General features: G+C 61.3%; 21 protein-coding genes and 4 pseudogenes. 19 read left to right on the top strand and 6 right to left on the bottom strand.

Features of this window, described 5'->3' with window-relative positions:
* Nucleotides 1–58: 58 nt before the first annotated feature.
* From ACVDG8_RS07570 to ACVDG8_RS07525, 10 genes and pseudogenes are all read left to right on the top strand, one after another.
* The gene (locus ACVDG8_RS07570) at nucleotides 59–1,378 is read left to right on the top strand and encodes an ABC transporter substrate-binding protein (protein WP_455707611.1); all 1,320 of its coding nucleotides are present in this window, start codon (nucleotides 59–61) and stop codon (nucleotides 1,376–1,378) included.
* Nucleotides 1,379–1,391: 13 nt separating this feature from the next.
* Nucleotides 1,392–2,357 carry a carbohydrate ABC transporter permease gene (locus tag ACVDG8_RS07565; protein WP_447254165.1) on the top strand — a complete coding sequence of 322 codons (966 nt, stop codon included), beginning with the start codon at nucleotides 1,392–1,394 and terminating at the stop codon, nucleotides 2,355–2,357.
* Complete coding sequence (locus ACVDG8_RS07560; RefSeq protein WP_447254164.1) at nucleotides 2,354–3,214, top strand: carbohydrate ABC transporter permease; 861 nt, start codon at nucleotides 2,354–2,356, stop codon at nucleotides 3,212–3,214. The genes ACVDG8_RS07565 and ACVDG8_RS07560 overlap by 4 nt, the downstream gene beginning before the upstream one ends.
* Before the next feature lie 10 nt (nucleotides 3,215–3,224).
* The gene (locus tag ACVDG8_RS07555) at nucleotides 3,225–4,070 is read left to right on the top strand and encodes a sugar phosphate isomerase/epimerase family protein (RefSeq protein ID WP_447254163.1); all 846 of its coding nucleotides are present in this window, start codon (nucleotides 3,225–3,227) and stop codon (nucleotides 4,068–4,070) included.
* Nucleotides 4,067–4,936, top strand: coding sequence for a PfkB family carbohydrate kinase (locus ACVDG8_RS07550; protein ID WP_455707610.1), 870 nt, complete (start codon nucleotides 4,067–4,069; stop codon nucleotides 4,934–4,936). The genes ACVDG8_RS07555 and ACVDG8_RS07550 overlap by 4 nt, the downstream gene beginning before the upstream one ends.
* Nucleotides 4,933–6,078 (top strand): annotated as a pseudogene (locus ACVDG8_RS07545) (NAD(P)/FAD-dependent oxidoreductase); the annotation flags it as partial. The gene ACVDG8_RS07550 and the pseudogene ACVDG8_RS07545, both read left to right, overlap by 4 nt.
* Before the next feature lie 297 nt (nucleotides 6,079–6,375).
* Nucleotides 6,376–7,502, top strand: a pseudogene (locus ACVDG8_RS07540) (ABC transporter ATP-binding protein).
* Between the two features lie 746 nt (nucleotides 7,503–8,248).
* The gene (locus tag ACVDG8_RS07535; RefSeq protein ID WP_455707609.1) at nucleotides 8,249–9,394 is read left to right on the top strand and encodes a hypothetical protein; all 1,146 of its coding nucleotides are present in this window, start codon (nucleotides 8,249–8,251) and stop codon (nucleotides 9,392–9,394) included.
* Nucleotides 9,395–9,639: 245 nt separating this feature from the next.
* Nucleotides 9,640–9,846 carry a KGG domain-containing protein gene (locus ACVDG8_RS07530; protein ID WP_447254156.1) on the top strand — a complete coding sequence of 69 codons (207 nt, stop codon included), beginning with the start codon at nucleotides 9,640–9,642 and terminating at the stop codon, nucleotides 9,844–9,846.
* Nucleotides 9,847–9,912: 66 nt separating this feature from the next.
* On the top strand, nucleotides 9,913–10,428 hold the full coding sequence (locus ACVDG8_RS07525; RefSeq protein WP_447254155.1) for a YciE/YciF ferroxidase family protein: 516 nt from the start codon (nucleotides 9,913–9,915) through the stop codon (nucleotides 10,426–10,428).
* A gap of 107 nt (nucleotides 10,429–10,535) precedes the next feature.
* On the opposite strand, the gene ACVDG8_RS07520 is transcribed toward ACVDG8_RS07525, so the two are convergent.
* Both ACVDG8_RS07520 and ACVDG8_RS07515 read right to left on the bottom strand, forming a co-directional pair.
* On the bottom strand, nucleotides 10,536–10,781 hold the full coding sequence (locus ACVDG8_RS07520) for a cysteine hydrolase family protein (RefSeq protein ID WP_447257258.1): 246 nt from the start codon (nucleotides 10,779–10,781) through the stop codon (nucleotides 10,536–10,538).
* Nucleotides 10,782–11,215: 434 nt separating this feature from the next.
* Nucleotides 11,216–11,668: pseudogene (locus tag ACVDG8_RS07515) on the bottom strand (inorganic diphosphatase); the annotation flags it as partial.
* 131 nt (nucleotides 11,669–11,799) lie between these two features.
* Between ACVDG8_RS07515 and ACVDG8_RS07510 the strand changes: the two are divergent.
* The 5 genes from ACVDG8_RS07510 to ACVDG8_RS07490 all read left to right on the top strand — a co-directional run bounded on the left by ACVDG8_RS07510 (nucleotide 11,800) and on the right by ACVDG8_RS07490 (nucleotide 14,362).
* Nucleotides 11,800–12,105: a DUF982 domain-containing protein gene (locus tag ACVDG8_RS07510; RefSeq protein WP_447254153.1), complete on the top strand. Its 306-nt coding sequence runs from the start codon at nucleotides 11,800–11,802 to the stop codon at nucleotides 12,103–12,105.
* On the top strand, nucleotides 12,068–12,490 hold the full coding sequence (locus tag ACVDG8_RS07505) for a low affinity iron permease family protein (RefSeq protein WP_447254152.1): 423 nt from the start codon (nucleotides 12,068–12,070) through the stop codon (nucleotides 12,488–12,490). Before ACVDG8_RS07510 ends, ACVDG8_RS07505 begins: the two co-directional genes overlap by 38 nt.
* A 448-nt stretch (nucleotides 12,491–12,938) precedes the next feature.
* Complete coding sequence (locus ACVDG8_RS07500; protein ID WP_447254151.1) at nucleotides 12,939–13,382, top strand: MucR family transcriptional regulator; 444 nt, start codon at nucleotides 12,939–12,941, stop codon at nucleotides 13,380–13,382.
* A gap of 171 nt (nucleotides 13,383–13,553) precedes the next feature.
* A complete protein-coding gene (locus ACVDG8_RS07495; RefSeq protein WP_447254150.1) occupies nucleotides 13,554–13,844 on the top strand; it encodes a DUF982 domain-containing protein in 291 nt (96 codons plus the stop codon).
* A gap of 218 nt (nucleotides 13,845–14,062) precedes the next feature.
* On the top strand, nucleotides 14,063–14,362 hold the full coding sequence (locus ACVDG8_RS07490; protein WP_447254149.1) for a DUF1236 domain-containing protein: 300 nt from the start codon (nucleotides 14,063–14,065) through the stop codon (nucleotides 14,360–14,362).
* A 139-nt stretch (nucleotides 14,363–14,501) separates the two neighbouring features.
* Here ACVDG8_RS07490 and ACVDG8_RS07485 read toward each other — a convergent pair whose 3' ends face one another.
* Nucleotides 14,502–15,431 (bottom strand): hypothetical protein, encoded by a 930-nt coding sequence (locus ACVDG8_RS07485; protein ID WP_447254148.1) that lies wholly within the window; start codon nucleotides 15,429–15,431, stop codon nucleotides 14,502–14,504.
* A gap of 699 nt (nucleotides 15,432–16,130) precedes the next feature.
* Here ACVDG8_RS07485 and ACVDG8_RS07480 point away from each other — a divergent pair.
* The 4 genes from ACVDG8_RS07480 (at nucleotide 16,131) to ACVDG8_RS07465 (ending at nucleotide 20,766) form a co-directional block, all read left to right on the top strand.
* Complete coding sequence (locus tag ACVDG8_RS07480; RefSeq protein ID WP_455707608.1) at nucleotides 16,131–18,257, top strand: PAS domain S-box protein; 2,127 nt, start codon at nucleotides 16,131–16,133, stop codon at nucleotides 18,255–18,257.
* Entirely contained in the window at nucleotides 18,191–18,802 is a 612-nt protein-coding gene (locus ACVDG8_RS07475; RefSeq protein WP_455707607.1) for a sensor histidine kinase, read from the top strand. Before ACVDG8_RS07480 ends, ACVDG8_RS07475 begins: the two co-directional genes overlap by 67 nt.
* Nucleotides 18,799–19,311, top strand: coding sequence for a response regulator (locus ACVDG8_RS07470; protein WP_447254146.1), 513 nt, complete (start codon nucleotides 18,799–18,801; stop codon nucleotides 19,309–19,311). Before ACVDG8_RS07475 ends, ACVDG8_RS07470 begins: the two co-directional genes overlap by 4 nt.
* Before the next feature lie 147 nt (nucleotides 19,312–19,458).
* Nucleotides 19,459–20,766: an NRAMP family divalent metal transporter gene (locus ACVDG8_RS07465; RefSeq protein WP_447254145.1), complete on the top strand. Its 1,308-nt coding sequence runs from the start codon at nucleotides 19,459–19,461 to the stop codon at nucleotides 20,764–20,766.
* A 15-nt stretch (nucleotides 20,767–20,781) separates the two neighbouring features.
* Here ACVDG8_RS07465 and ACVDG8_RS07460 read toward each other — a convergent pair whose 3' ends face one another.
* The 3 genes and pseudogenes from ACVDG8_RS07460 to ACVDG8_RS07450 all read right to left on the bottom strand — a co-directional run bounded on the left by ACVDG8_RS07460 (nucleotide 20,782) and on the right by ACVDG8_RS07450 (nucleotide 23,390).
* On the bottom strand, nucleotides 20,782–21,186 hold the full coding sequence (locus ACVDG8_RS07460; RefSeq protein WP_447254144.1) for a hypothetical protein: 405 nt from the start codon (nucleotides 21,184–21,186) through the stop codon (nucleotides 20,782–20,784).
* Nucleotides 21,187–21,307: 121 nt separating this feature from the next.
* Nucleotides 21,308–21,493, bottom strand: a pseudogene (locus ACVDG8_RS07455) (IS256 family transposase); the annotation flags it as partial.
* 511 nt (nucleotides 21,494–22,004) lie between these two features.
* Complete coding sequence (locus tag ACVDG8_RS07450) at nucleotides 22,005–23,390, bottom strand: recombinase family protein (protein WP_447254142.1); 1,386 nt, start codon at nucleotides 23,388–23,390, stop codon at nucleotides 22,005–22,007.
* Nucleotides 23,391–23,678 lie beyond the last annotated feature (288 nt).

The raw sequence follows: 23,678 nt of genomic DNA, 5'->3' as shown, positions 1-23,678 counted from the left end.
CCGCCGGACCGCACGCCTGCCTGCATGCCTGACGAAAACAACAGAGAGGAACTGCGAAATGAAAGCCAATATGTTCTTGAGCACGTCCAGCCTCGCGGCGATCGTCGCCTTCGTCGTCGGCGGCATCAGTGCCGCATCCGGCGCCGACGCGGTCGTTGCTGATCCCAATGCGAAGGTCGACTATACGGGCACGGTCAGCGTCCTGACGAAATTCGGCCTGCAGCAGCTCTCTCCTTTTTTCGTCGACACCGCCAAGAAATATGAAGCGCTTCATCCTGGTGTGAAGGTCGAACTCATTCAGGAGAGCGACGACAGCGTAAAGGGCAAGACCAAGGCGCTCGTCGCCTCCAATTCGCTCCCGGACGTCTACTTCACTTGGACAGGCAGCTGGGGCGAGAACTTCGTGCGCGGCAAGCGCGCCGTCGATCTCACCCCCGTCATCGGGCCAGATACGGAATGGGGCAAGACGCTCGCGACCGCCGCCGTCTCCGCCTTCCAGTACAATGGCAAGCTCTACGGTATTCCGCTTTATCTCGACGCCAAGTTCATGGGCTACAACAAGAGCCTGTTCAAAAAGGCCGACATTGCGGAGCCCAAGACCTTCGACGACTTGCTGAGCGCCTGCGCGGCCCTCAAGAAGACCGGCGTCACGCCGATCTCTTACGGCAACAAGGAAGGCTGGCCGGGCGTGCATTATGCGGGCCAGCTCCTTGCCTACAATGTGCCGCAGGCGACCCTCGAGAAGGATTTCGTTCCGGCCACCGCCGAATATACCGATCCCGGTTATGTCGAGAGCCTGAAGCAGTACAAGCAAATCATCGATGAATGTTCGGACGGATCCGGCACCAACGGTTCCTCCTATGCCTCCGCCTTGCAGCAGTTCAGCAACGGTAAGTCCGCCATGTACTATCAGGAGATCATCGAGTTCGATCAGTCGACGGCCGACGGCGCGCTGAAGCACGAGGACTTCAGTTTCTTCAAGTTGCCGGTCCCGAAGGACGCCAAGGGCGATGTCAAAGCCATCGAAGGCGCGCCGGAAGGCTACATGATCAATGCGGCCTCGAAGAACGTCCCGCTGGCGATCGATTTCATGCGCTTCGTCACCTCAGCCGAAAACGGGAAGGTTCTGTCGGCGCCGCCTTATGGCCAGCCGAGCGCAACGGTCGGGGGCTATTCGGCGGAGAGCATGAACCCGGCCGTCGTCGACGGCCTGAAGGTGATCGCTGATTCCTCCTACCTCATGCCCTGGCTCGATACCGCGAACCCGCCGCGCGTAGCGGCCGCCTGGCTCTCCGGCCTGCAGGCGCTGATCGGCGGCTCGATGACCCCGGAACAGGTCATGGAGCGGGTGAAGGAAGCGGCAGCTTCGTCCAAGTAGGGATTGGCCAGCGATGACCGTCATGAAGCCTGGGCACGGGGGTGAAGCCGTCAAAATCGGCTTTGTCGGGTCGAGCCGGTCCGAGAGGGACTGGCTCGGCCCTCTGGCCGCGGTTTGGTCGTTCCGCTGGATCCTGGTCGCCTTCGTGCTGATCCTCTGGTTTGTCTACTATCCGATCATCGACAACTTTGTCGTCAGCACGAAGAACCAGGACATCTTCACGGGCGAAACCGCTTTCGTCGGACTGGAAAACTACCGCCGCTTGCAAGCCGATCCGGTGGTCTGGACGTCGATCGTCAACAATACGCTCTATGCGGTCATCTCGGTTGTCTTCCAGGTTTTCGGCGCCTTCGTGCTGGCGGCGTTGATCGAAGGACTCGCCGGGGAAAGGTGGCGTCGCTTCTGGCGCGCCGTCTATTTCGTGCCCTCGGCCATCTCGATCACCGTGACCGGCCTTCTCTTCTACTTCATTTATCAGCCCGACATCGGCCTTCTGGATTCGGCGCTGACGCAGATCGGCCTGGCGGAATGGTCGCGCTCCTGGCTCGGCGAGGAACAGACCGCCATCTATGCCATCATCGCCATGAGCCAATGGCAGGGGTTCGGCTACTCCACACTGTTGTTCGCCATCGCCATCCAGAAAATCCCGCGCGACCTCTATGACGCGGCGATCATGGACGGAGCCGGAACCTGGCGACGTCTGTGGAGCATCACCTTTCCGCTGACGCGGGAAATGACGGGCCTGATGGTGATCATCACCATCACCGGCGCGTTCCAGGTCTTCAACGAGGTCATGGTGATGACCGGCGGTGGGCCCAACAACAGCAGCCAGGTCCTCGGTACGTGGCTCTATCAGCAAGGTTTCATCGAAAACGACTTCGGCTACGGCGCGGCGATCGCATCGGTCATCTTCGTCATCACGCTCATGACCGGCTTCGCACAGCTCTGGTACACAAAGAGGCGGAGGGTCGAGCTGTGAGCCACTCCTATCAGCCGCGCCAGACGGAGCGCACGGACTTCGTCGCCGTGCTGGCGAAGGTCTGCCTTGTCACCTTTCTCACCAGCCTCGGCATCGTCGTGCTCTATCCGCTGTTCTGGATGGCCCTGAACGGCTTCAAGACCAATGCGGAGATTTTCGGTAACCCGTTCGCGCTGCCGACCGGCTTCAGCCTCACCAACTACATCGCCGCCTGGAACCAGGGTATCCGCAACTACATCGCGACAAGCGTCATCGTTACGCTCGGATCGGCCTTCTGTACCGTGCTGGTCAGCGCATGGACCGCCTATGGTCTGACCCGCTCGAAGCTGCCGGGCAAGCCGTTGTTCGTCGGTATCGTGCTTGGCGGCCTGATGCTGAGTCCGACGGTCGCCGTCATCCCGCTGGTGCGCATGATGCAGGACCTCGGCCTCTATAACACCTACTGGGCGCTGATCATCCTCTACACAGCCTTCCGCATCCCCTTCACGACCTTCCTGATCCGCGCTTACATGCTCGGCCTGCCGCGCGATCTCGACGAGGCTGCCATCATGGATGGCGCCAGCGAAGGCCAGATATTCTGGAAGGTGACGCTGCCGCTGTGCAAGCCGATCCTGGTGTCTTGCGTCATCCTGCACGTGCTCTTTGCCTGGAACGAATATCTCTTCGCGATGATCTTCACCAGCGGCGCGGACCTTCAGACGCTGCCGGTTGGCCTGACCTCCATCATGGCGAAGCACGGCACGAACTACGCCGTCGTCTTCGCCGCCATGACGCTCTCGGCGCTTCCCATCGTCATGGTCTTCTTCGCGGCTCAGCGTTTCTTCGTCCGCGGGCTTGCCGAGGGCATCGGAAAATAGGGCAAGGTCCATGTTGAAACGCAGACAGCTTATCGGTGCGAATTTCTCCTTTCAGCACTATCCCTTCCGCTGGACCGCCGAAAAGCTCAGCGCCATGGGCTTCGACGGGATGGAATTCTGGGGCGTCGCCCCGCATCTCGACCTTTTCCACGACAACCGCGCGCGGCTCGCCGAGGTAAAGTCGATCCTCGACGACAACGGCCTGAGCGTTCGCTGCTTCACGCCGGAGCAGGTTCTCTATCCGATCAACATCGCCTCCGGCGACAGCGCCTATCGGGACGCCAGCGTCGAGCGCTTCATGCGCGCGGTCGATATCAGCGCGGAACTCGGTGCGAGATATCTTTTCCTGACGCCGGGCCGCGGCTTCGAATGCGAAAGCAGGGAAACCGCCTGGGCGCATTCGGTCGCGTCGATCAACCGCATCGCCGCGTATGCGCGGTCGCTCGGCGTTGCCTGCCTTCTGGAGCCGCTGCAGCGCCTCGAAAGCAACATCGTCAGCAATGCGGATCAGCTTCACGCTCTCTGGCGCGCGCTCGACGGCGACGATGTCGACGTGGTTCTCGATCTCGTTGCTATGGCGACCGCGGGCGACAGCGTCGGCGGTTATTTCGAGCGGTTCGGAAAGCGTATCGCGCATGTCCATGTCGTCGACGGGACGCCGGCCGGGCATCTTGCCTGGGGCGACGGGAACTTGCCGCTCGCCCACCATCTCGGGCAGCTTGGCGCACAGGGATTTGCGGGGACGCTGACCTTCGAACCCTTCGGCAACGGCTCCTATGCGCTCGACCCCGTTTCCGCCTGGCGGCGATGCCTGGACGCGATTGCATCTCATCTCGATCAGGCGGACGAGGAATGACGAAAGCCAGTCCCAAGCTGATCGCCGTCGGCGACAATTGCCTCGACGCCTACCTGACCAAGGGTTTCGTCACCGTGGGCGGCAACGCGCTCAATGTCGCCGTGCAGTGGCGGCGGCACGGGCTGAGCGCCCGCTATTTCGGTGCGCTGGGGCAGGATGCGGAAGCCGACATCATGCTCGCGGCCATTGAGGACGCGGGGCTCGACCGGAACGATGTCGAAATCCGTCCCGGCGCTTCCGCCGTAACGCTGCTCACGGACGATGCCGGTGAACGGCGCTTCGTTCTCGAATCGCTCGGCGTGGGAGAGGACTACGTTCCGAGTGCCGAACGCTACAAGGCGCTGCGGCAGGCCGATTGGGTCCATCTCGGGACGAACGCTAGCGAAAAGCTCGTCCGCAGGCTCGTCGCGGATGACATGTCTTTCAGCATCGACATGTCCACCCGGCATTTCGACCTTTCGCTGGAAGGCGTGCCGCTGGTCTTCGCCTCCGGCCCGGACGACCCGGCCGAGGCCGTCGAACCGCTGATCGCGCGGTTCAGGGCCGCAGGCGCGCGTCAGACGGTGATCACCTGCGGCAAGCGCGGCTCCTTCTATGATGATGGCGGCAGGGTGATCGAGGCGGGTTCGGTGCCGGTCGGCGTCGTCGACACCTGCGGTGCCGGGGACAGCTTCATCGCGACCTTCATCACGTCGCGCTTCATCGCCGACCAACCGGGCAGAGCCGCTCTGGAGCTCGCCGCCGAAAGGGCGTCGGAAACCTGCACCCATCTCGGCGGCTTCCCGCAGCCCATCCGGGCGATCCCGCAATGGCTGCTTGCCAAATATGACGATGCCATCCGCGGCACGCAGAGGACCGGAACATGAGCACCATCACGATGCGGCCGCCCGTCCCGGCGGCGAAGGCCGATCGCTCATACTGGCTGCGCAGCATAGAGGCCGACGCCGCCACGCCGCCTTTGCAGGGCGGAGCGGACTGCGATGTGGCGATTGTCGGCGGCGGGTATGCTGGCCTGTGGACGGCCCTGCGGATCAAGGAACAGTCGCCTGACACGCGCGTCACAGTGCTCGAGGCCGATTTCTGCGGCTCCGGCGCCTCGGGCCGCAATGGCGGCCAGGTTCATAGCTGGTTCGCCGAGATCGACATGCTGCGCGCGCTTGTCGGCGAGGACGATGCGCTGATGCTGTGCCGCGCGACCGCCGACGCCATCGAGGAGCTGAGCGGCCTCCAGGCCTCCGGCGCCGTGGACATGGGCCTCAGGCTGGACGGCTGGCTGTGGACGGCGAGTTCGTCCGCGCAGGAAGGGGCCTGGGCCGCCGCCCGCGACCTCTGCCTCGCGCTTGGCGAAGAGCGCTTCCAGCCGCTTCAGCGCGCCGACATCCAGCGCCGCACGGGCTCGGGCGCTTCCTATGTCGGCATCGTCGAGGAGAGGGCGGGGACCGTGCAGCCCGCGAAGCTCGCCATCGGCCTGCGCCGGCTTGCTCTTGAAAAGAGCATCGTCATCCACGAGCGGAGCCCTGTCGTCCAAATCACGCCCGGCCCCCGGCCGCAACTGCGCACGGCCGGTGGCATGCTTTCCGGCGGCAAGGTGGTGCTGGCAACCAATGCCTGGCTTTCGGCCATTCCGGAACTTCACCCCTATCTTTATGTGGTGAGTAGCCAGGTCATCGCGACCGCACCGGCGCCCGGCATTCTCGAGCGGATCGGCTGGACGGACGGCGCCTCGATCTGCGACGCGCAGCACCACGTGCTATACTACCAGCGCACATCGGAAGGCGCGGTCATCTTCGGGCGGGGCACGGGCAGCATCGCCTATAACGACCGCATCGATGGCCGGTTCAACCGCGGCGGCGACGAAGGCGCGGACAACATCCGGGAACTGCACCGGGTCTACCCGCAACTCCAGGACGTGCCGGTGCTATGCGACTGGAGCGGCCCGATCGACTGCACGGCGGAGCACCTGCCGGTCTTCGGGCATCTGAAGGACCACGCGAACATCTTCTACGCGATGGGTTTCAACGGTACGGGCATTGCGCAGACGCCGGTCGCCGGCCGCATCATGTCAAGCCTCGTCCTCGGGCGTGACGATGCGTGGAGCCGGTGTGGGCTGGTCGGCATTGGCAAGCGCACCCGGCTTCCGCCCGAACCCCTGCGGTATCTCGGCGCGCGGGTCGTGCGACGCGCCATCCGGCGAAAGAACGACCTCGAAATCGTTAACAGGAGGCCGGACGCGGTGACGCGATTCCTGGCCGGGCTCGCCCCTGACGGCGCATGCCTCCGAAATCAAACCGATGGAATGGGAACGATGGCCGATTTGTCTCTGAGAAACATTCGCAAGGTTTATGGCGATATGGAGGTCCTGCACGGCATCGACCTTGAGATAAAGTCGGGGAGCTCATCGTCTTCGTCGGGCCGTCGGGCTGCGGAAAGTCCACCTTGCTGCGCTCGATCGCAGGCCTCGAGACGATCACCTCCGGCGAACTCGTCATCGATGGCGAGCGAATGAATGCCGTCGCGCCCTCGAAGCGTGGCATCTCCATGGTGTTCCAGTCCTATGCGCTCTACCCCCACATGACAGTCTACGAGAACATGGCTTTCGGACTGCGCATAGCCGGAATGACCAAGCCTGAGATCGATGAGCGGGTGCGCAAAGCCGCCGAAATCCTCCAGCTCGACAAATATCTCGAGCGCCAGCCGAAGGCGCTTTCCGGCGGGCAGCGGCAGCGCGTGGCGATCGGCCGCGCCATCGTGCGCAACCCACGTGTCTTCCTATTCGACGAGCCGCTCTCAAACCTCGATGCCGCGCTGCGCGTGGCCACCCGCATCGAGATCGCCAAGCTGAAGCAGAGCATGTCCGACGTGACGATGATCTACGTCACCCACGATCAGGTCGAGGCAATGACGCTGGCGGATCGGATCGTGGTGTTCAAGGACGGCAATATCGAGCAGCTGGGCACACCGACCGATCTTTACCGGAGGCCGGCGAATCTCTTCGTCGCCCAGTTTATCGGCTCGCCGGCGATGAACATCCTGAAAGGAACTGTCGTCGAACGCACCGGAACATCGGCGCGCTGCCGACTCGACTGTGGCATCACTCTCGATCTGGCTGTGGAACCGGATAGGCTTTCGAAAGGCGACGCCGTCAGCCTCGGCATCCGCCCGGAAAACCTGCGGATCGCCCAAGGTAGCGGGACCGAACCGGCATTTATCGGAACCGTCGACCTCATCGAGCATCTCGGCGAGGTGCAGATACTCTATGTGGACCTGCCCGGCGTCAGCGAAAAGTTCCTGGTCAAAGTGGATGGTGAGAGTTTCGTTGCGCGCTCGCAGAGCGTCCATGTCACCGCGCGGCGGCGGGATATTCATATCTTCGATGGCGGTGGAAACGTCATTCCGGTTGTGAGCGGGCGCGACAGCCTAACCGACGACTAACTATAATTCGATCCGCTCGTACCCAGGCACTTCAGTCGGAATTCGAACTCGGTTCAGCAAATCAACTTCGCAATAGCCATGGTCGCTACTTGGAGCCCCATTTGCTCCTTTCCGCTCTACCCCGCGTCAGGACGCGTGTCCCCGCAACCACTTTCATCATAAATCAATAACCGTCCTGGTCTGACCGGGGCGGTTTTTGCGTCTAAGGGCTATTCGACATTCAGCATGGCTGAGGTACCGCCCGACCACTCCGGCCTCGGTTGATCGCGGCTCGATACGCTGGGTGAGCCTGTCGCGAGCAACAGGTTCGGGCGGGGTATGTCGATCGCCTAAGCCGCATCACATAAACTGAACATCGTCCGCATTGTGTGCCTGTCTACGGATCGTCAGTTGGCCCAAGGCTGCCGGTCGGCAATGCGCCTCATGCCGGTCGTTCGAAGTGATGATCGCCGCGCCCAAAAGCAGCCGCTCATTCAGTGCACCAAACAATGGCTGCTGCCGCGCCTGCGGGTGAATTCGATCGAGTCGCTAGGGGAAGGTGGATGTCGCGTCGTGACGCAAGCGGTGCCGATGAGACGGAACGCGCTTTGCGTGCGTGGCTGTCGCCGTCTTCCATTCCGCCTCGGAATAACATCTAGTCGCACAGCATCGCTACAGCCTATCTCGCTGAAGGCTCACTGTTCTTACAGGCAAAACGCCTCCGCGGACGCCGTGCGCGGATGATCAGTTGAGCGATGGAGACCATAGTGAACACAAATGCCAAAATCACCCCGCGAGCCGCGGGAGCTCTGGCTTTCAGCCCTGACGGGGTTCTCTTCTTGGGCGACAACAAGCTCGGAGCCGTCTTCGCCTTCAAGACGGAACGGGGCCAAGCTCCAGCCTCGCTGGATCCCTTCCTCTTCGAGTCGATCGACGAGAAGATCGCCAAGGCGCTGGGCGTGACGGTGAAGAGCTTGGTGATGAACGGGATGGTCATCCATCCCGTCACGCGGGAGCCATACCTGTCTGTCGGAGTGCGCAACGGCGATCGCCTGGAGCCCGCTGTCGTGAGCGTCTCGCTTTCCGGCGAGGTCCGCCCCTTCGATCTCTCATCGTCGAAGAGGACAGTACACCGGCTGACCGACGTTCCCGACGAGGATAAGACCTTTAAGTCGCGGGCCGGTTCTTTCCCCTATCCGCCGGCCGCGGTCTTCGAGGAGAAGGCGCGCACGCCGCTCCGATCCATGACGATCGTGGATCTGAAGTTTCACAACGGCGATGTGTTCGTCGCCGGCGTCTCGAACCAGGAGTTCTCCTCCACGCTGCGGCGTATCCCCTATCCGTTCACTGGCGCCGCCAGCGAAACCCAAGTGGAAATCTACCACCTCGCTCACGGCCTATACGAGACGCGGGCGCCGATCCGGACCATGCCGTTCGCCACCATCAATGGTGAGGACACGCTCGTCGCCGCCTACGCGTGCAGTCCGCTCGTCACCATTCCGGTTTCAGAGTTGAAGCACGGCGCAAAAGTGAGAGGCAAGACGATCGGCGACATGGGCAACGGCCAGCCCATCAGCATGGTCGCCTTCCGCGACGGGGACGAAGACAAGCTGTTCATCACCAATCTCAGTCGCGGCCCCATGCTCGTGCCGCTCTCCGGTATCCGCTCCGCTGAAGGTTACACGCCCGAGAACCGACCGACCAAGGACAAGATGCTGGACCAACACCCCACCATGCCGGCCGGGCCGGTCAGCAAGCAGGTGCTGTTCGTCGGGTCGTCGTTGCGGGCCGACCTGTTCAGCGACCGCTTCTTCGTCTCGCTGACCCGCTACGCAGATACCGGCGATCTGACCCTCGAAACCCTGATGACTAGCCCGCTTCCCTTCTGCAATCGTGATCGTGGTCGAAAATGATTCAGAACGGCTCGCCCTTCGCCTCGCCGACGATGCGGCCGCAGAAGCAGGATCCTCGTTCCGTTCGCGGCTGGCGCATGTCGACCTCCTGGGACTGTATCGGCCTGAGCCTCCCAGCAACACGCATAACGTGCTTACGGTTCCGGCGAAGCCGAGCACAGGAGCCTCAATCTAATCGGAACCCATGATGGAGGTCCGAATTGAATCCAGAGCGGGGAGCCATATTCCAAATCAGGAGACGATTCATGCCCAACCAAGGTGGAAACCACGAACAGCATGTCAAAGCCGGCGAACAGAGCCACAAGAACAACGATCAGAACCGTCAGTCCGGTGCCGACCAGCAGCAAGCCGATCAGGGCCAGCGCGAAGGTCAGCATCGCGGTGGCGGCGGCAACTTCGCCGACGATCGCGAAAAAGCATCAGAGGCCGGCCGTAAAGGCGGACAGTCCTGATCACCTTGCAGCGTCCCCGGTCGCCGGGGCGCTACTCTCTTTGACCCGATAGGAAAGGAGGCAAAGATGCCCAGCAAAACGACCACCGCTGAAAACGGCCTGGAGACACTGTTCGTCGAGGGCCTGAAAGACATCTACTACGCCGAAAAGAAAATTCTGAAGACGCTTCCCAAGCTCTCGAAGGCTGCACAGTCCGAGAAGCTCAGCGCTGCCTTCGAGAAACATCGCATGGAGACCGAAGGCCAGGTTGAGCGGCTGGAGCAGATTTTCGAGCAGCTCGGCAAGCCCACCCGCGGTAAGACCTGCCCGGCGATCGACGGCATCCTGGAAGAAGGATCGGAAATCCTCGAAGAATACAAGGACGCGCCGGCGCTCGACGCGGGGCTTGTCGGTGCCGCGCAGGCGGTTGAGCATTACGAGATCGCGCGCTACGGCACGCTGATCGCCTGGGCGGAGCAGTTGGGCATGAAGGACGCCCTCCCGCTTCTGCGGGAAACCCTCAAGGAAGAATCGGCGACCGACGAGGCGCTCACGGCACTGGGTGAGAACGACGCCAACGAGCGCGCCCTCCAGGCGGCTTAATCCCCTGAGACCCGCGCCCTGCAAAGGGCGCGGGCCCATCATCTGTTGCTCGCCACCGAAATGACTGGCAGGCGTTGCCGCTTCGAAGCACCGAGTCCAGCGCTTGGCTAGCGCCAGCCATCAAGGATTTCCTCGACCGGCGCCACTTCGACGTGATGCGAATACCGCTCGGTGAAGAGCCTCACGATATTGTCGTAAGCCTCGTCGGAGGTACTGCAGATCGCGTCTTCCGCGAGAATGGTCCGGAAGCCATAGTCGATCGCGCCCATGAGCGTGGCCAGCACGCACATATCGGCTTCTCCGCCGCTGATGATGAGGGTGTCGACGTTGCTGGCACCGAGCGCTTGGCGCAGCTTGCCGCTGAACCATGGCGAATAGCCGATTTGTCAAATTGCAGGGCCGGCGGCACAAAAGTCCGCAGCGGCGTAACAATCTCAATGCCTCCCAGTCCCGCGCGTTCAAGGGTCATCTCAGCCCAGCGCTCGTAATAACTGCGCCAGACGCCATGGCCGTCGCCAGGCCGGCTTGCCGGAATAAAGCGCGTAAAGATTGTGTGCTGCGGCCGACGCTCGACCAGCTTCAAAACTTTGGGAAGGGTCAGGGGCAGCCAGTCGACCGCCCACTGGCCTGGCGGCATGAACATGCATTGCATGTCCACGCAGAGGTGGATGGCACTGACCGGAACGTCACGCAGCAAAGGCATCTCAGCGCACCCCCGCCGAAAGCCTTTCATGCCTCGTTGCAGAGCTGCGGCCGCCTCGTCAGCACCCTGCCAGCCTTTCAGCTTGATCTTCTTGCCCGTGCCCATGACCGATGAGCGAAAGAATTGCTCGATCTCCCGTCGCATCTCTTGCGGCACTTGATCGGCGGCCACGGCCTCGTCAGGCGCATCCTCCTTATGGGGACAGAAAATGTAGCGGTCGTTGCGGACAGTGGTTCCGTCAGGATCCTTTTGCTTGATGCGCACCGCACCTAGGAGCTGGCATTTGATGACGACGCCTGGCGCTGTCGCGGCCTGATGCAGGACTATGCCGTCGAGCGGATCGCCGTCATCCCCCAAGGTGGACGGAATGAACCCCCAATCAAAAGGATAGGTGTTGCCGACGGGAAGGGGTCGCGAAAACTCGAACACCTGTGTTTTGGGCTCGTAAGCCACCTTCGCGGCGGAGCCCCGCGGGGTTTCGATAACCACGCGGTAGAGGTCACCGGAGCGAGCCGGGAGTTTGAGAAAATCGGTCATGTCTTGACGGTCCGGACGTTCCTTCGAGGAAAGCACGCGCGAAGTGCAAAAAGGTTCCCTGACACTCCCTTTCGGACGAAACCCGCAGGCTCCATCAGCGTTGATCGTGCACGTGAAATGGAGATGATCGCATGACAGATTTTCTGCCCCTTACCGTTGGGTTTCTGGGCCGCCGGCCGGTCGTTGTCGCAACCGTGGCCGATGCGGCAGCAACCTTGGACCTTAATTGGCCTGATCCGCGCAATCCCGCTTATCTGCGAGCCGCAGAGCTTCTTGGCAAAGCCCAGGCAGGTGTCTGTCAGCCGAGAGTGGCCTTCGAAGCCTACCGCATCGCCGTCGCCCGACAGGGCCTCTTGATGGACAGTAGCCGCAGCTCTGCATTGCAGGTGCTCGACTCCCTTGCCGCCGAATCCCTGGTTGTGCCCCCGCAATCGTAGGAAAGATGATCATGGAAAAGGCGTTCAATCGTCTCGCCAACAGCGTTGCCCACGCGGCGGGGCGCACCTGGGGCGTTCGCCCTGTGCCTGGGGTCAGTTATGGGCGGCCAGCGGGCCTGTCTTTCACTATTCGGAGACCTGGCAGCTTATCATCAACACCGGCACGACCATCGTTACGTTCCTGATGGTGTTCCTCATTCAGAACACGCAGAACCGGGACGGTGCGGCGATCCAGGCCAAGCTGGATGAACTGATCCGCTCCGGCCGCGCCAAGAACGACTTCATCGGCATCGAGCATCTCACCGAGGCTGAAGTGGAGATGTTCCGCGCGCGGTGCCTGGAAGCGAAACGCCAGCGGTCGATCGACCTGGAAGGTCCGTCTTAGACATCCCCTGGGAATGCGCCCGTTTTCGTGGAGCTCACGCCAATCGGGAACTTTGGTTCAGCCGAAGTGTTGCCCACGGCGCAAGAGGGAGGTTTAGATGGCTAAGGTTTCACCGCACACCCTGAAGGGCATTGGCTATCTGGTTTCTACGGTGAGTGTCATTCTGTTGGCGATCTTCAGTTGGAAGAGCGCGTCCCAAAGTCCATTCCTTACGATTTGGTCTGTTTGGCGGTGCTGCGACCTCCATGATCGGAATGTGCTTTCGCTGGGCCTCCTACGTGATCGAGAAGCGCCAGAAGGGCCCTTGAGAAGGCGGGGTAAAGATGCGCGTCTCGGTGTGTTTGAAGGGGCCGCCGGGACTTGCGGTACACTGTAGGCCTGATAGCTAGGTAGCAGACGACTTGCTATGGCTACACTGACATCGACGACGAACCTTGGAGCGACGCACTTGTCTACTGACGAGAACCTCAGCCGGATCCACCTGACGGCCGACATCGTATCTGCCTATGTTCAAAAGAACCCCGTGGCAGCCTCGAGTTTGCCGGAACTTATTGCAAGCGTGGACGCCGCCCTTTCTGGAATCGTAGGCAAGCAGGAGCCGCCCGCGCCCGAGCTGAAGCCTGCGGTCAACCCGAAACGGTCGGTCTTCCCCGACTACATCGTGAGCCTGGAAGACGGCAGAAAGTTCAAGTCGCTCAAACGGCACTTAGCCGTGAGTTATGGACTTAAGCCGGACGAGTACCGCGTCAAATGGGGTTTGCCGCAGGATTATCCGATGGTCGCGCCAAACTTCTCGGCAACCCGCTCCACCCTGGCCAAATCGCTGGGCCTTGGTCGCAAGCCTGGCGCGGCCCCAGCACCGAAGCCAAAGGCGCGCGGTCGGAAAGGGTAGGGGGCGTCCCGCACGGCGATAAAGGCAGTAGCGCGGCGGGCACGCTTTGAAGCGCTGCTGCCGAACTTCGCCTTTGCGTCGCTTGAAGCTGGAAATCGCCCATCCAATATCTTCCGAAATCGGGCTGCGACTGCCAGCCGCCGAGGTGCGGCCGTATATGCGGAGGATCTTATGGCAGACATTTTTGAACCGCCAATATTGGTCGAACATGCTTCTCTTGGGGTCAGGGTGATCTACGATGCGATGGACGCGTTCGAATTCCTCGAAGAATGGCCGTTTGAACAGCGATGCAAGTTGCATGCAGGCGCCCGCGAGGCCTGCTGCGCGGCGTATGACGGACGCTGCGAGGCCGAAGCGGCCCGAAAAGCCCTTATTGCATGGGCCCGCCGGGCAGGCGTCAGGGCTTGCGGATCGGTGATGTTCGAAGGAGTGGAAAAGGCTGGCGTCGTCGAATTGCTCTGAACGGCTGTCAGCAACGTTTGGAGCGTGTCAAGCACTCGCCAATGCTCATTGGGACTTTAGCCCCATGCGAAATGGCATTGGTCCCTCTCGGTCTTTCCAGTGAAACATCGAAGCCGGAACGCCATTGCTTTGGTGGATCGCCGAAAACGGTCCCCTGTCGGCGACTCTGCCGGTTTCGAACCGGTATCGGGAAAGGGGCGCAGTTTAGGAGATATAGAATGAAGACGATGATCACCAATTCTGTCGCCGGCCTGCTGCTGTTGTCCGGCATCAGCGTCGCAATCGCGGATACGGTTGTTCTGGCCCCTGAGCAAGAGACGACCATCCGCGAGTATGTAAAGAAGGAACCGCTCGCCTCGATCAAGCTGCCTGGCGTGGAGTTGAAGGTGGGAAGCACGGTGCCGGAGAAGGTCGAGCTCCATAAAGTACCCAACGTGAAGTACGAATACACGGTGATCGACAATCGGACCGTGGTCGTCGATCCGGCAACGCATACGGTCGTCAAGGTTCTGGACTGAAGGATCACACGCGGCGGGACCGCTCTTCAGCGTTCCCGTCCCTGCTCAGCGTAGCCCGCAATCGAGAAAGCCCGCCGCCAGCAGTGGCGACGGGCTTCAAGCTGCGATCATCAGTCTGTTGCGATCCTGAGACCGCGGCCTATGGGCGTGGAGCAGATCCTCGGAGGAACAGGGCTTCCTCCTCATCTCGCTGTTTGCCCCCGAGAGCTGCCGCAGCGCTCGCTATGAAAGCGCCAATCACCAGCGACAGTGCGCCGATCATCGCCGAGGTTGCGCTGGCCTTCCGTGCCTTATCGGCAGCGGCCTTGGCCTTGTTTTTCGCGTCGTTGATACTTGCCAGGACCGTATCAACCCGCTTCGTTGCGTCCGCTTCCGAAAGGCCGGTCCGGGAAGCTACCAGCTTCGCCAGGTAGGTTTTGTCTTCCGCGGTGACCTGGCCGTTGGCTGCACTGGCAACAAGAATACGGGTTGCCTGGGCGACGGCCGTGTTGTCATTCTGGCCCGCTGGCGCCGCAGGCGTCGCGTTGTCGGCCGGCCTGAACAATTCGTCCACGAAATAGCCGAGCGAACTATCCGTCGCGCCGTTGGATCCCGCCGCGTTGGTCGCCGCGGCCGAAGCGCCCAATGCCGCTCCGGAGGCCACCGTGGATGCCGCCTGAATGCCCGCACCGAGGACTGAGGAAAGCGCGGAACCCAAAACGCCGGCCACGAGCAGCGTTGCCAAGGCCCAGGCCAGGAAACCGTGTGCGGTGTCGCGGAAGTAGACTTCATCCGTGTGGACGCTGACCCATTTCGTGCGCAGTCGCCCGGTGAGATAGCCGCCGACGCCGGCGGAAAGCCACTGGACGATGACAAGCCAGATGGCCGCCGTGACCGCAAACGTCGTCGCGGACGGCGCGCTCCATGGCGAAGCAAAGGTAAGACCTAAACCCGCTCCGACGAGCAGGAGGATTACAGTGAGTGTTGAGGCTGCAAATGCGCCGGCCACAATTGGCCCCCAGCTTACAGCAGAGGACGAGGCTTCGACCGTGGTGTCGGAAGCCACCTCGGGAGAGAGAACGCTGGCCATTCCGACCTCCCACTATCGAGCGAACAGCATGAGCAGAATGATGATCGGGATAGGAACCCCCAGCAGCCAGAGCAAAATACCGCGTCCCATCGTGACCTCCTGTGAATGAGTGAGACAAAGACAAACAGTTAAGTAATGGGTTCGTTCCAAGCCGTGGTGCTAAGCGGGATGGGGCTCGCGAGCCCGCCAGAGGTGAGGCCTGATGATGAGCTCGCCGGGCCGTGCTCCGAACGGCCCGAGACTGCACGCCCTCGGCTTGGCGTGCTGGCCTGGACAACAAGAGGGCGAAAATCTCTTTGTTCCTGTCGCGACAAGAAAGTCCTGCGCACCCCTGTCTGAGGAACCATCAGCCACTTTTGCGGTTTGGCTAGCTCGCAAGGAATCGCATCACCCGCGCGGAAGATCGCGAGCGGATCGCCATGAACCTCTTATGCCTGTTTAGGCGCGGCGTGGTTGACCACGACCAGCTGTTGGCCGAACTTAAAAAGGTATGCTCGACGAGGCAACGCTAGCCCTGCTGGTGGCTCCGGCCGGCGAATCCTGTGTCGACCCGATAAACCGGCCGGGTCGCCTATGTTCCGGCGCGCCAGGGCGACCTGCTTTACACGCGCATCCTCGGGAAATCGGCCCTCAAAGTCACTGCGGAACCTTTCAGACAGACTTGCGTTGGGGGTGGTTCTGCCAAGACGGGTGCGGTTGATGGATAGCGAACTTCTGAACGTTGCCAAAAGCTTCGTTCAATTGCGGCCCGGCGCGGAAGGTCTGGGCGAAGCGCCTGACTTCATCGACAAATTGCCCCTTGCGGTCTACGCCTGCGACGCCGCCGGCAGGATTCTTTGGTTCAGCGAGAGAGCAGCTGACCTTTGGGGCCGAACGCCGCTGATTGGTTCTGATAGCGAGCTCTACTGCGGTTCCTATCGTCTCTACTTCGACGGGCGCGCCATCGCCCGCGACGAGACGCCTATGGCCAGCGTGCTCCGCACGGGCGTTCCCGTGCGAGGAGCCGAGGGGAAGATCGAGCGGCCTGACGGTTCCTCCATCTGGGCCATGGTCCACATAGAGCCGATCCATGATGCGCAAGGGCGCATCGTCGGCGCTATCAACTGCTTCCACGATGCCACCGATCGGCACCAGGCCGATGAGCGCCTATGGCAGCAGGAGCAACGGCTCGCCGCGACGTATGAGGCTGCCGGAATCGGCATCGCCGAGGTCGATGCCCAAGGACACTTGGAGCGGGTCAACAGCTACCTGGCTGGCCTGCTCGGGCGGCCGGCCGAAGATCTCATTGGGAGATCGATCTTCGATCCGGAGCTGACGGAGACCGCTGATGTCGACCGCGAGCAATTCGAACGCCAGGTCCAAGGCGACATCGACTCTTACACCATTGAGAAGCGCTTCCTGCGCAGCGACGGCGCCAAGATCTGGGTGGCGATCACCTCGTCGAACGTGCGAGACGCCAAGGGCGCCTTTGTGCATGCCGTCCGCGTGCAGCACAACATCACGGCCCGCAAAGAGGCAGAGGCCGCTCTCGCCCGCCATGTCGATCAGCAAACCGCCCTTTTCGAATTCACCGACCACCTCCAGCATGCGTCGAGCCTCGACGAGGTGCATGAGATTGCGGTGGCCGCGATTATGCGGGCACTCAAGGCCGATCGCGCGTCCGTCCTTCTGTTCGATGAGGCCGGCGCCCTGGACTTTGTCGCTTCCACGGGGCTCTCAGAAGCTTACCGGCGCGCCGTGAAAGGCCATACGCCCTGGTCACGGGATACGCCCGATCCGGACCCTTTGGTGATTGCCGACGTCGAGAGCTCTGATTTGGAGGGAACACTCAAGGCCACGGTTCGTGAAGAAGGGATCGGTGCGTTGGCCTTCATCCCCATTACCGCGCAGGGCCAGCTGCTCGGCAAGTTCATGGCCTATTTTGACAAGCCGCATGCCTTTGCCGAATCGGAAATACGCCCCGCCCAGACCATCGCCCGTCAACTCGGCTTTGCCATCGACCGGGTCAGGCTGGAGACTGCCCGTCAGCGGACCGAACGCGCCGCGAGCCAGCTCGTCGCCATCGTGGAGTCCTCGCACGATGCCATTGTCAGCAAGGATCTCAATGGGACCATCATGTCCTGGAATGTCGGCGCCGAGCGCCTGTTCGGCTACCGGTCCGACCAAGCAGTCGGCCGGAACATCACCATGCTCATCCCCGACGATCGGTTGGGCGAAGAGCCGGAAATCATCCGACGCATACGCAGCGGCGAAGTGGTCGACCATTTCGAAACCGTGCGCCGCCGCCGCGATGGCAGTCTCGTCGACATTTCCCTGACGATCTCGCCGATCCGCGACAGCCACGGCCGAATCGTCGGAGCCTCCAAGATCGCGCGCGACATCACCGATCGCAAGGCTGCCGAGGCCAAGCTGCGCGCCGGCGAGCGTCAGCTCAGAGAATTGCTGGCAGCAATCCCGGCCGCGATCTACACCACCGACGCCGAGGGAACGATCACCTTCTTCAATCAGGCCGCCGTCGACCTATCCGGGCGCGTCCCCCAGATCGGCGTCGACAAATGGTGCGTGACCTGGAAACTCTACTGGCCGGACGGCACGCCGCTGCCCCACGACGAGTGTCCGATGGCGGTGGCGCTCAAGAAGGCCGCCCAATCCGCAATGCCGAAGCCGTCGCCGAGCGTCCGGACGGCGTTCGCATACCCTTCATTCCTTACCCTACGCCACTGCGCGACGAGCATGGCAAGATCGTCGGCGGGATCAATATGCTTGTGGACGTCAGCGAGCGGAAGCAGGCTGAGACCCAGCAGCGGCTTCTTTTCAACGAACTGAACCACCGGGTGAAAAACAACATGCATATGTTGCAGTCGCTGCTCAACGTAGCGGGCCAGCGCACTTCCAATGCGGAGGCGCGGCAGGTCCTGCGCGAAGCCGGCAATCAGGTCGCGGCGATGGCTGCGGCGCAGCAAGTCCTCTACGGCACTGTGGATTCGACACGGTTCAACGCCTGCAAGTTCTTCCGGACTGTCTGTGAAACGATCGGACGCACGTTTCCCAATGACATTCGCATTGAGTGCGACCTGGACGATGCCGACCTCTCCAACGATGCCGCCATGCCGCTGGCGCTCATTCTCAACGAGCTCATTACCAATGCGGTGAAATATGGACCTTCGGGAAGGACTGTCCGGGCCGCGCTTAGTCGCGCCGGCGACCGGTTCGAGATGTCCGTCGAGGACGACGGGCCTGGGTTCGACCTCGCCGCAGTGCGCGGTAAGTCGTCCGGGCTGAAGCTGGTTCAGGGCCTGGCGCGTCAGCTGCATGGGGAGCTGAAAGTGACCACGAATCCCAAAACGCGTTGCAGCATCCAGTTCTCATGAACCCCTCCACGGACAGTCCTGTCAGCCTAGCCAGCTACCGACCCGTCGAGCCCCGCTCCCTGCACGCGCCGGCGGGAGCCAAGTCGGCGGAGGAAACCAACGCTGCGGCACCGGTCCGAATTCTCATAGTCGAAGACGACTTCCTGATTTCCCTCGAGGCGGAAAGCACCTTAGTTGCAGCCGGCTTCGAAGTTCATGTCGTCGGGTCGGGTGAGGAGGCGCTCATGGTCGTTGCCGCGGACTGCCCGGCTCTGGCGATCATGGACATCCGCCTCGCGGGCCGCATGGACGGGATCGAGGCCGCTTTGCAGCTGTTCCGGAACCATGGCCTTCGTTCGGTGTTCGCGACGGCGCACTCTGACCCGGCGATGCGCGGGCGCGCAGGCCCAGCTGAGCCTCTGGGATGGCTGGTCAAGCCATACAGCCCCGCATCCCTGCTCGCCGCCGTCCGGACGGCACTCCAGCACCTTGGTCCTGCCGACAACCGGGGCGGACCCGTTGGGCTGTAGCTGTCACCAGTTGGAACCGGAAGGGGTCTTCGTCGTTCATTCTCCGCCCGACCTGCCTTAGCAAGCGCTTATATGTCGTCGGATAGTTCGATCGGGTCGAACCCTTCGTCGCAGGCCCTCCGCAGCTTGGGCGTGGAGGAGCAAAACGTGAGCGATGTCAGTTCGGAAGTTTCCCGCGAACAGAGCAATGTCAGAGCGAAAGGGCCCTTTCAGCGGTTCCTGCGCACCATCGGCCCGGGTTTCATCACCGGCGCTTCTGACGACGATCCATCGGGTATCGGAACCTACAGCCAGGCGGGAGCTCAGCTGGGGTTCAGCATCGGCTGGACGATGGTCCTGGCATTTCCGCTAATGGCCGCCATCCAGGAGATTTCGGCGCGGATCGGACGCACCACCGGCAAAGGTATCTCGGGCAACCTCGTCCGCCACTACCCCGCCCCCTTGCTCTATTTTATCGTTCTCCTCCTCTTTGCCGCGAATGTGATCAACATTGGTGCGGATCTCAGCGCCATGGCCGACGCGTTGAAACTGCTGGTCGGAGGTCCAAGCTCGGTCTACGTTGTCGGCTTCGCGCTGATCTGTGTCGCGGCGATCATTTTCCTGCAGTACAGCCGCTACGTCACTATCCTCAAATGGACCACGCTCAGTTTGTTTGCCTATGTGATCGCGATGTTCGCGGCCAAGGTGTCATGGCTCGAGGCTGCCGAAGGTCTTATCCCGCAGATCCAATGGAGCGGCACCTTCCTGACCACGTTGCTCGCCATTCTCGGCACCACCATCTCGCCCTACCTGTTCTTCTGGCAGGCCTCGCAGGAAGTGGAGGAGGAGGAACTGAAACCCGCCGCCAAGCCGCTCAAATGGGCGCCGTGGCAGGCCTCGCGGGCGTTCCAACGCATCCGGGCGGATACCTTGGTGGGCATGGCCCTCTCCAATCTCATCGGTCTGGCGATTATCTTCACAACCGCAGCCGCGCTTCACAAGACGGGTGTCACCGATATTGCTTCGTCGACGGATGCGGCAAAGGCCCTTGAGCCGGTGGCCGGCAAGTTCGCGTTCATCATCTTTTCCGCCGGCATCATCGGTACGGGCCTGCTCGCGGTGCCGGTGCTTGCCGGGTCGGCCGCCTTCGCGGTGGGTGAAGCACTGCACTGGAAGGTCGGCCTGTCGCGCAAGCCCAAGGAGGCGGTGGCCTTCTACGCCACCCTGGCGGCGGCGGCGGCACTCGGCACGGGCATCATGTTCACGCCGATCGACCCAATCAAAGCCCTCTACTGGAGCGCCGTGATCAACGGCGTCTGCGCCGTTCCGGTCATGATTGTCATGATGTTGATGGCCGGGCGGGCCGACATCATGGGGAAATTCTCGGTGCAAGGGTGGCTGCGTCTGCTCGGCTGGCTCTCAACCGCGGCCATGGGCCTTGCGACGCTCGGCCTGGTATTGCAGTGGGTGATCTAGGCGGAGGCATCGCAACTATCGCTTGTTAAGAGCTACCCATTTGGCGATGAGCCGGATGAACTGGGTGAACGCCACAAAGGCGAGCAGGAGCAACAACATGAACGTCAGCACGAAAAAGGCTTTGACGTCATCGAAATACCAGTCGGACCTGCGGGTCCAGGCCTCGCAAATGATCGCAATGCCCCGTGGCAAAAGGATAAACGCTTCCAACACGGTTGCGACGGCAAGAGGCAGCGCCTTTGTGAACATGGCGATCTTCACCCGGCTGCGCTGGGGTCCGCGATTGTCGGGATCGGCTTCTGATGTAATTCCTAGCGCCGCCGAAACCTCCGGCAGCCACAGGGTGTAGAGCGCAGCCAACACCGCGAGGACAAGGCTTGCAGCCGATATTGCGTCTGAGAGGTGCCCTGTTGTGCTCATGGGTAGAGCGCCTGAAGTTCCAGGAACGTGCCATTCGACACGACATAGGTATCGAAGCTGCCAGACTTGCGTCGGATAGGCGTGCGCGGGGCGGCTACGGCAGCGAGTTGCGCGTTGAGCATCTCGATAACCACGGCGTTGGCTGGGCCATCCGCAGCGGGTTCTTCTCGCCATAGGCGGCGCCGGTGACCGCGCCCACCTCCATTTCCATCAGCCGCTCGGCGGCAAAGCCGATCATCTCGCGCAAGAGATCGGCATCCGGGGTCTTCTCCACGAGCGTGCGCAGGTTCATCATGTCGTCGGTCATCGGTGGTCCTTCCGAATTGGGTTGGCGTCAACAACCAAACCCTACCGGAAAGCGCCGATGACCACCGACACGCCGCTCACTCGCTACAGCGCTACTAACGGCGCGCTCGCGAGCGGCTTCGTTACCGCCAGCTACACCACCTGATGGGACACGACCGAATGATGCTATTTCCTTCGACGTTTCCCACGCTATTCCGCACAAGTTAGCGATCGTGGAAGCGTCCTGGAAAGTACGTGTGGTAACCGTTGATTCAACCATTAATGGTAGTACAAGAGGAAGGTGGCGGCTCCGACAGTGCGGCGGGGGTGGGTGCCGAAGCCGCCTGCGCGATCCAGGTGTTGGGCACACTATGACCGCGCTGTCTCAGAATAGGACAGCGCGGTCAATGATTGGTTAAATTAGTAACGTGAAAATGACCGTTGGCCACAACCAGCGGCGTCTGGCGCCTGCACGCCGACCGGTGTGGCACATGCTTTGTCCTGGCGTTGCATTGCGCGGCAGGCCAGCCTTTTCAGCCGCTCTTTTGGCGTCGAGCTGCTATCCGCTGTCGAGCTGCTACGCGCGCTCGGGATGCTGAGATACATTCTCTTTTTGTCGTCGGAAATCCGGCAAGGCCATACGCCTTCATCATTGAGCCGAAGCGCCGTTTGAAAACCCTATCTCCCGGAAGATTAGGGTCGCTATTAACCAGGGCCATCGTGATGTAGCCGAACTTCGCATACAATCGCCGAATGCCATTGAGCAACTCGTCATTCGAGTAATATCTACCTCGTTGGCCACCCGGCGGACACATGAATCCAACCGTCTTATAGGCTTTCAATAAACTACCGAAGTGCTTCCAGTACGCGTGCGCGGACGGTATGTAAGGGCACTCGTTGATGAGATCCTCCGAAAGGATTTTCTTCTCCTCAAACAGGCGCCTGAGACTTTTGATCATTTGCGGTTCTGGGAGAGTATAGACGCGCTTCGACCCGAATTCCCGCTGCACTCGGGCAAACGTTTTGGGATCGATGATGGGCTCCATCACCCGCGTTCGTACCCAGAGATTGGAAGGGTTTCGACTTGGCGATTTTTTCATTTTGTGGTTCGTCCGGTTAAAGACGTAGTAGCCAGCCAACAGCTCATTGCGCAGGACACCTCTTACCCGTTCCCAACCCCATAAGCCGCCACCTCTTGACGGCACGTGCTCGTCGTTCAACGTGCGGGCGATATTCGCAACACTCCGTTTTTGCGTCAGAAACATGCGAAAAATCCGGCGTACAATTTTGAGTTCGTCCAGAGGCCCCGGCACAAAAACTATTCGTTCCGACCCCAGCCCCTTACGGTCGCCTGGCTCGAGCAAAAATCGGGGGGTTCCATCTCGGCTAACCAGAAGGCGGCTTATGCCGTACGGCGTAGGGCCGCCCTGCTTAAACCCAAGGCGAGCTTGATGGATCTGCGCTCTGGAGATTTTGCTGGAAAGTTCGCGGCTGTACTCGGCTGCCATCACCCGCTTTAGGTTCTTTACGATGCTGGCAACCATGCTGCCGTCATTCTCGAAGGGTTCCCCGCAGTAATGGAGACTACACCCGGCATCGCGGCAGATGAATTCATAGTGCGCGGCTTGGTCGGTATCCTGGAAACGTCCCCACCTGCTGACATCCAATACGAGGATTGCAGAATAATGACGCTGGCCAGTCACGACATCGGCGAGCAGCTGCTGGAGTCCTTCTCTGCCCTTTAGACTCAGGCCACTCTTGCCGGCGTCGGCATAGGTCTGGACGATTGCGAAGCCTCGCGCCTCGGCGTACTCAGCAATGGCGGCGCTTTGGTTTTCCAGCGAATAACGCTGATGCTCCGTTGACATGCGAACGTACTGCGCCGCCGGGATGCGGAGAGCCGTCGAGAGTTCAGGCACCGCAGGCCCTCCCTAGCAACAACACCGGTCAGTATACAAAAGGATGGTACCATAGCGGGTGCTTACCGATACAGGAAATGCGAAAAGTCGCCGCGTAATGTCATTTATGTACACTCTAGTGTACAAGAATATCGATTGGATAGATCGGACAGCCGATCATGTCGCACTACCGCGTGCGATGGAGAGCGCTTCAAGCGCTTCGACATCTGGCGCGTAAGATGCAGCGTGTGCTGGGTAGCGTTCTTGCTGCTGCCGATAGAACGCGAGCCATTTCGGCAAGTCCGCGAT

It is taken from the genome of Mesorhizobium sp. ORM8.1, assembly GCF_053005525.2.
This window is presented reverse-complemented; position numbering and strand designations above follow the sequence as displayed.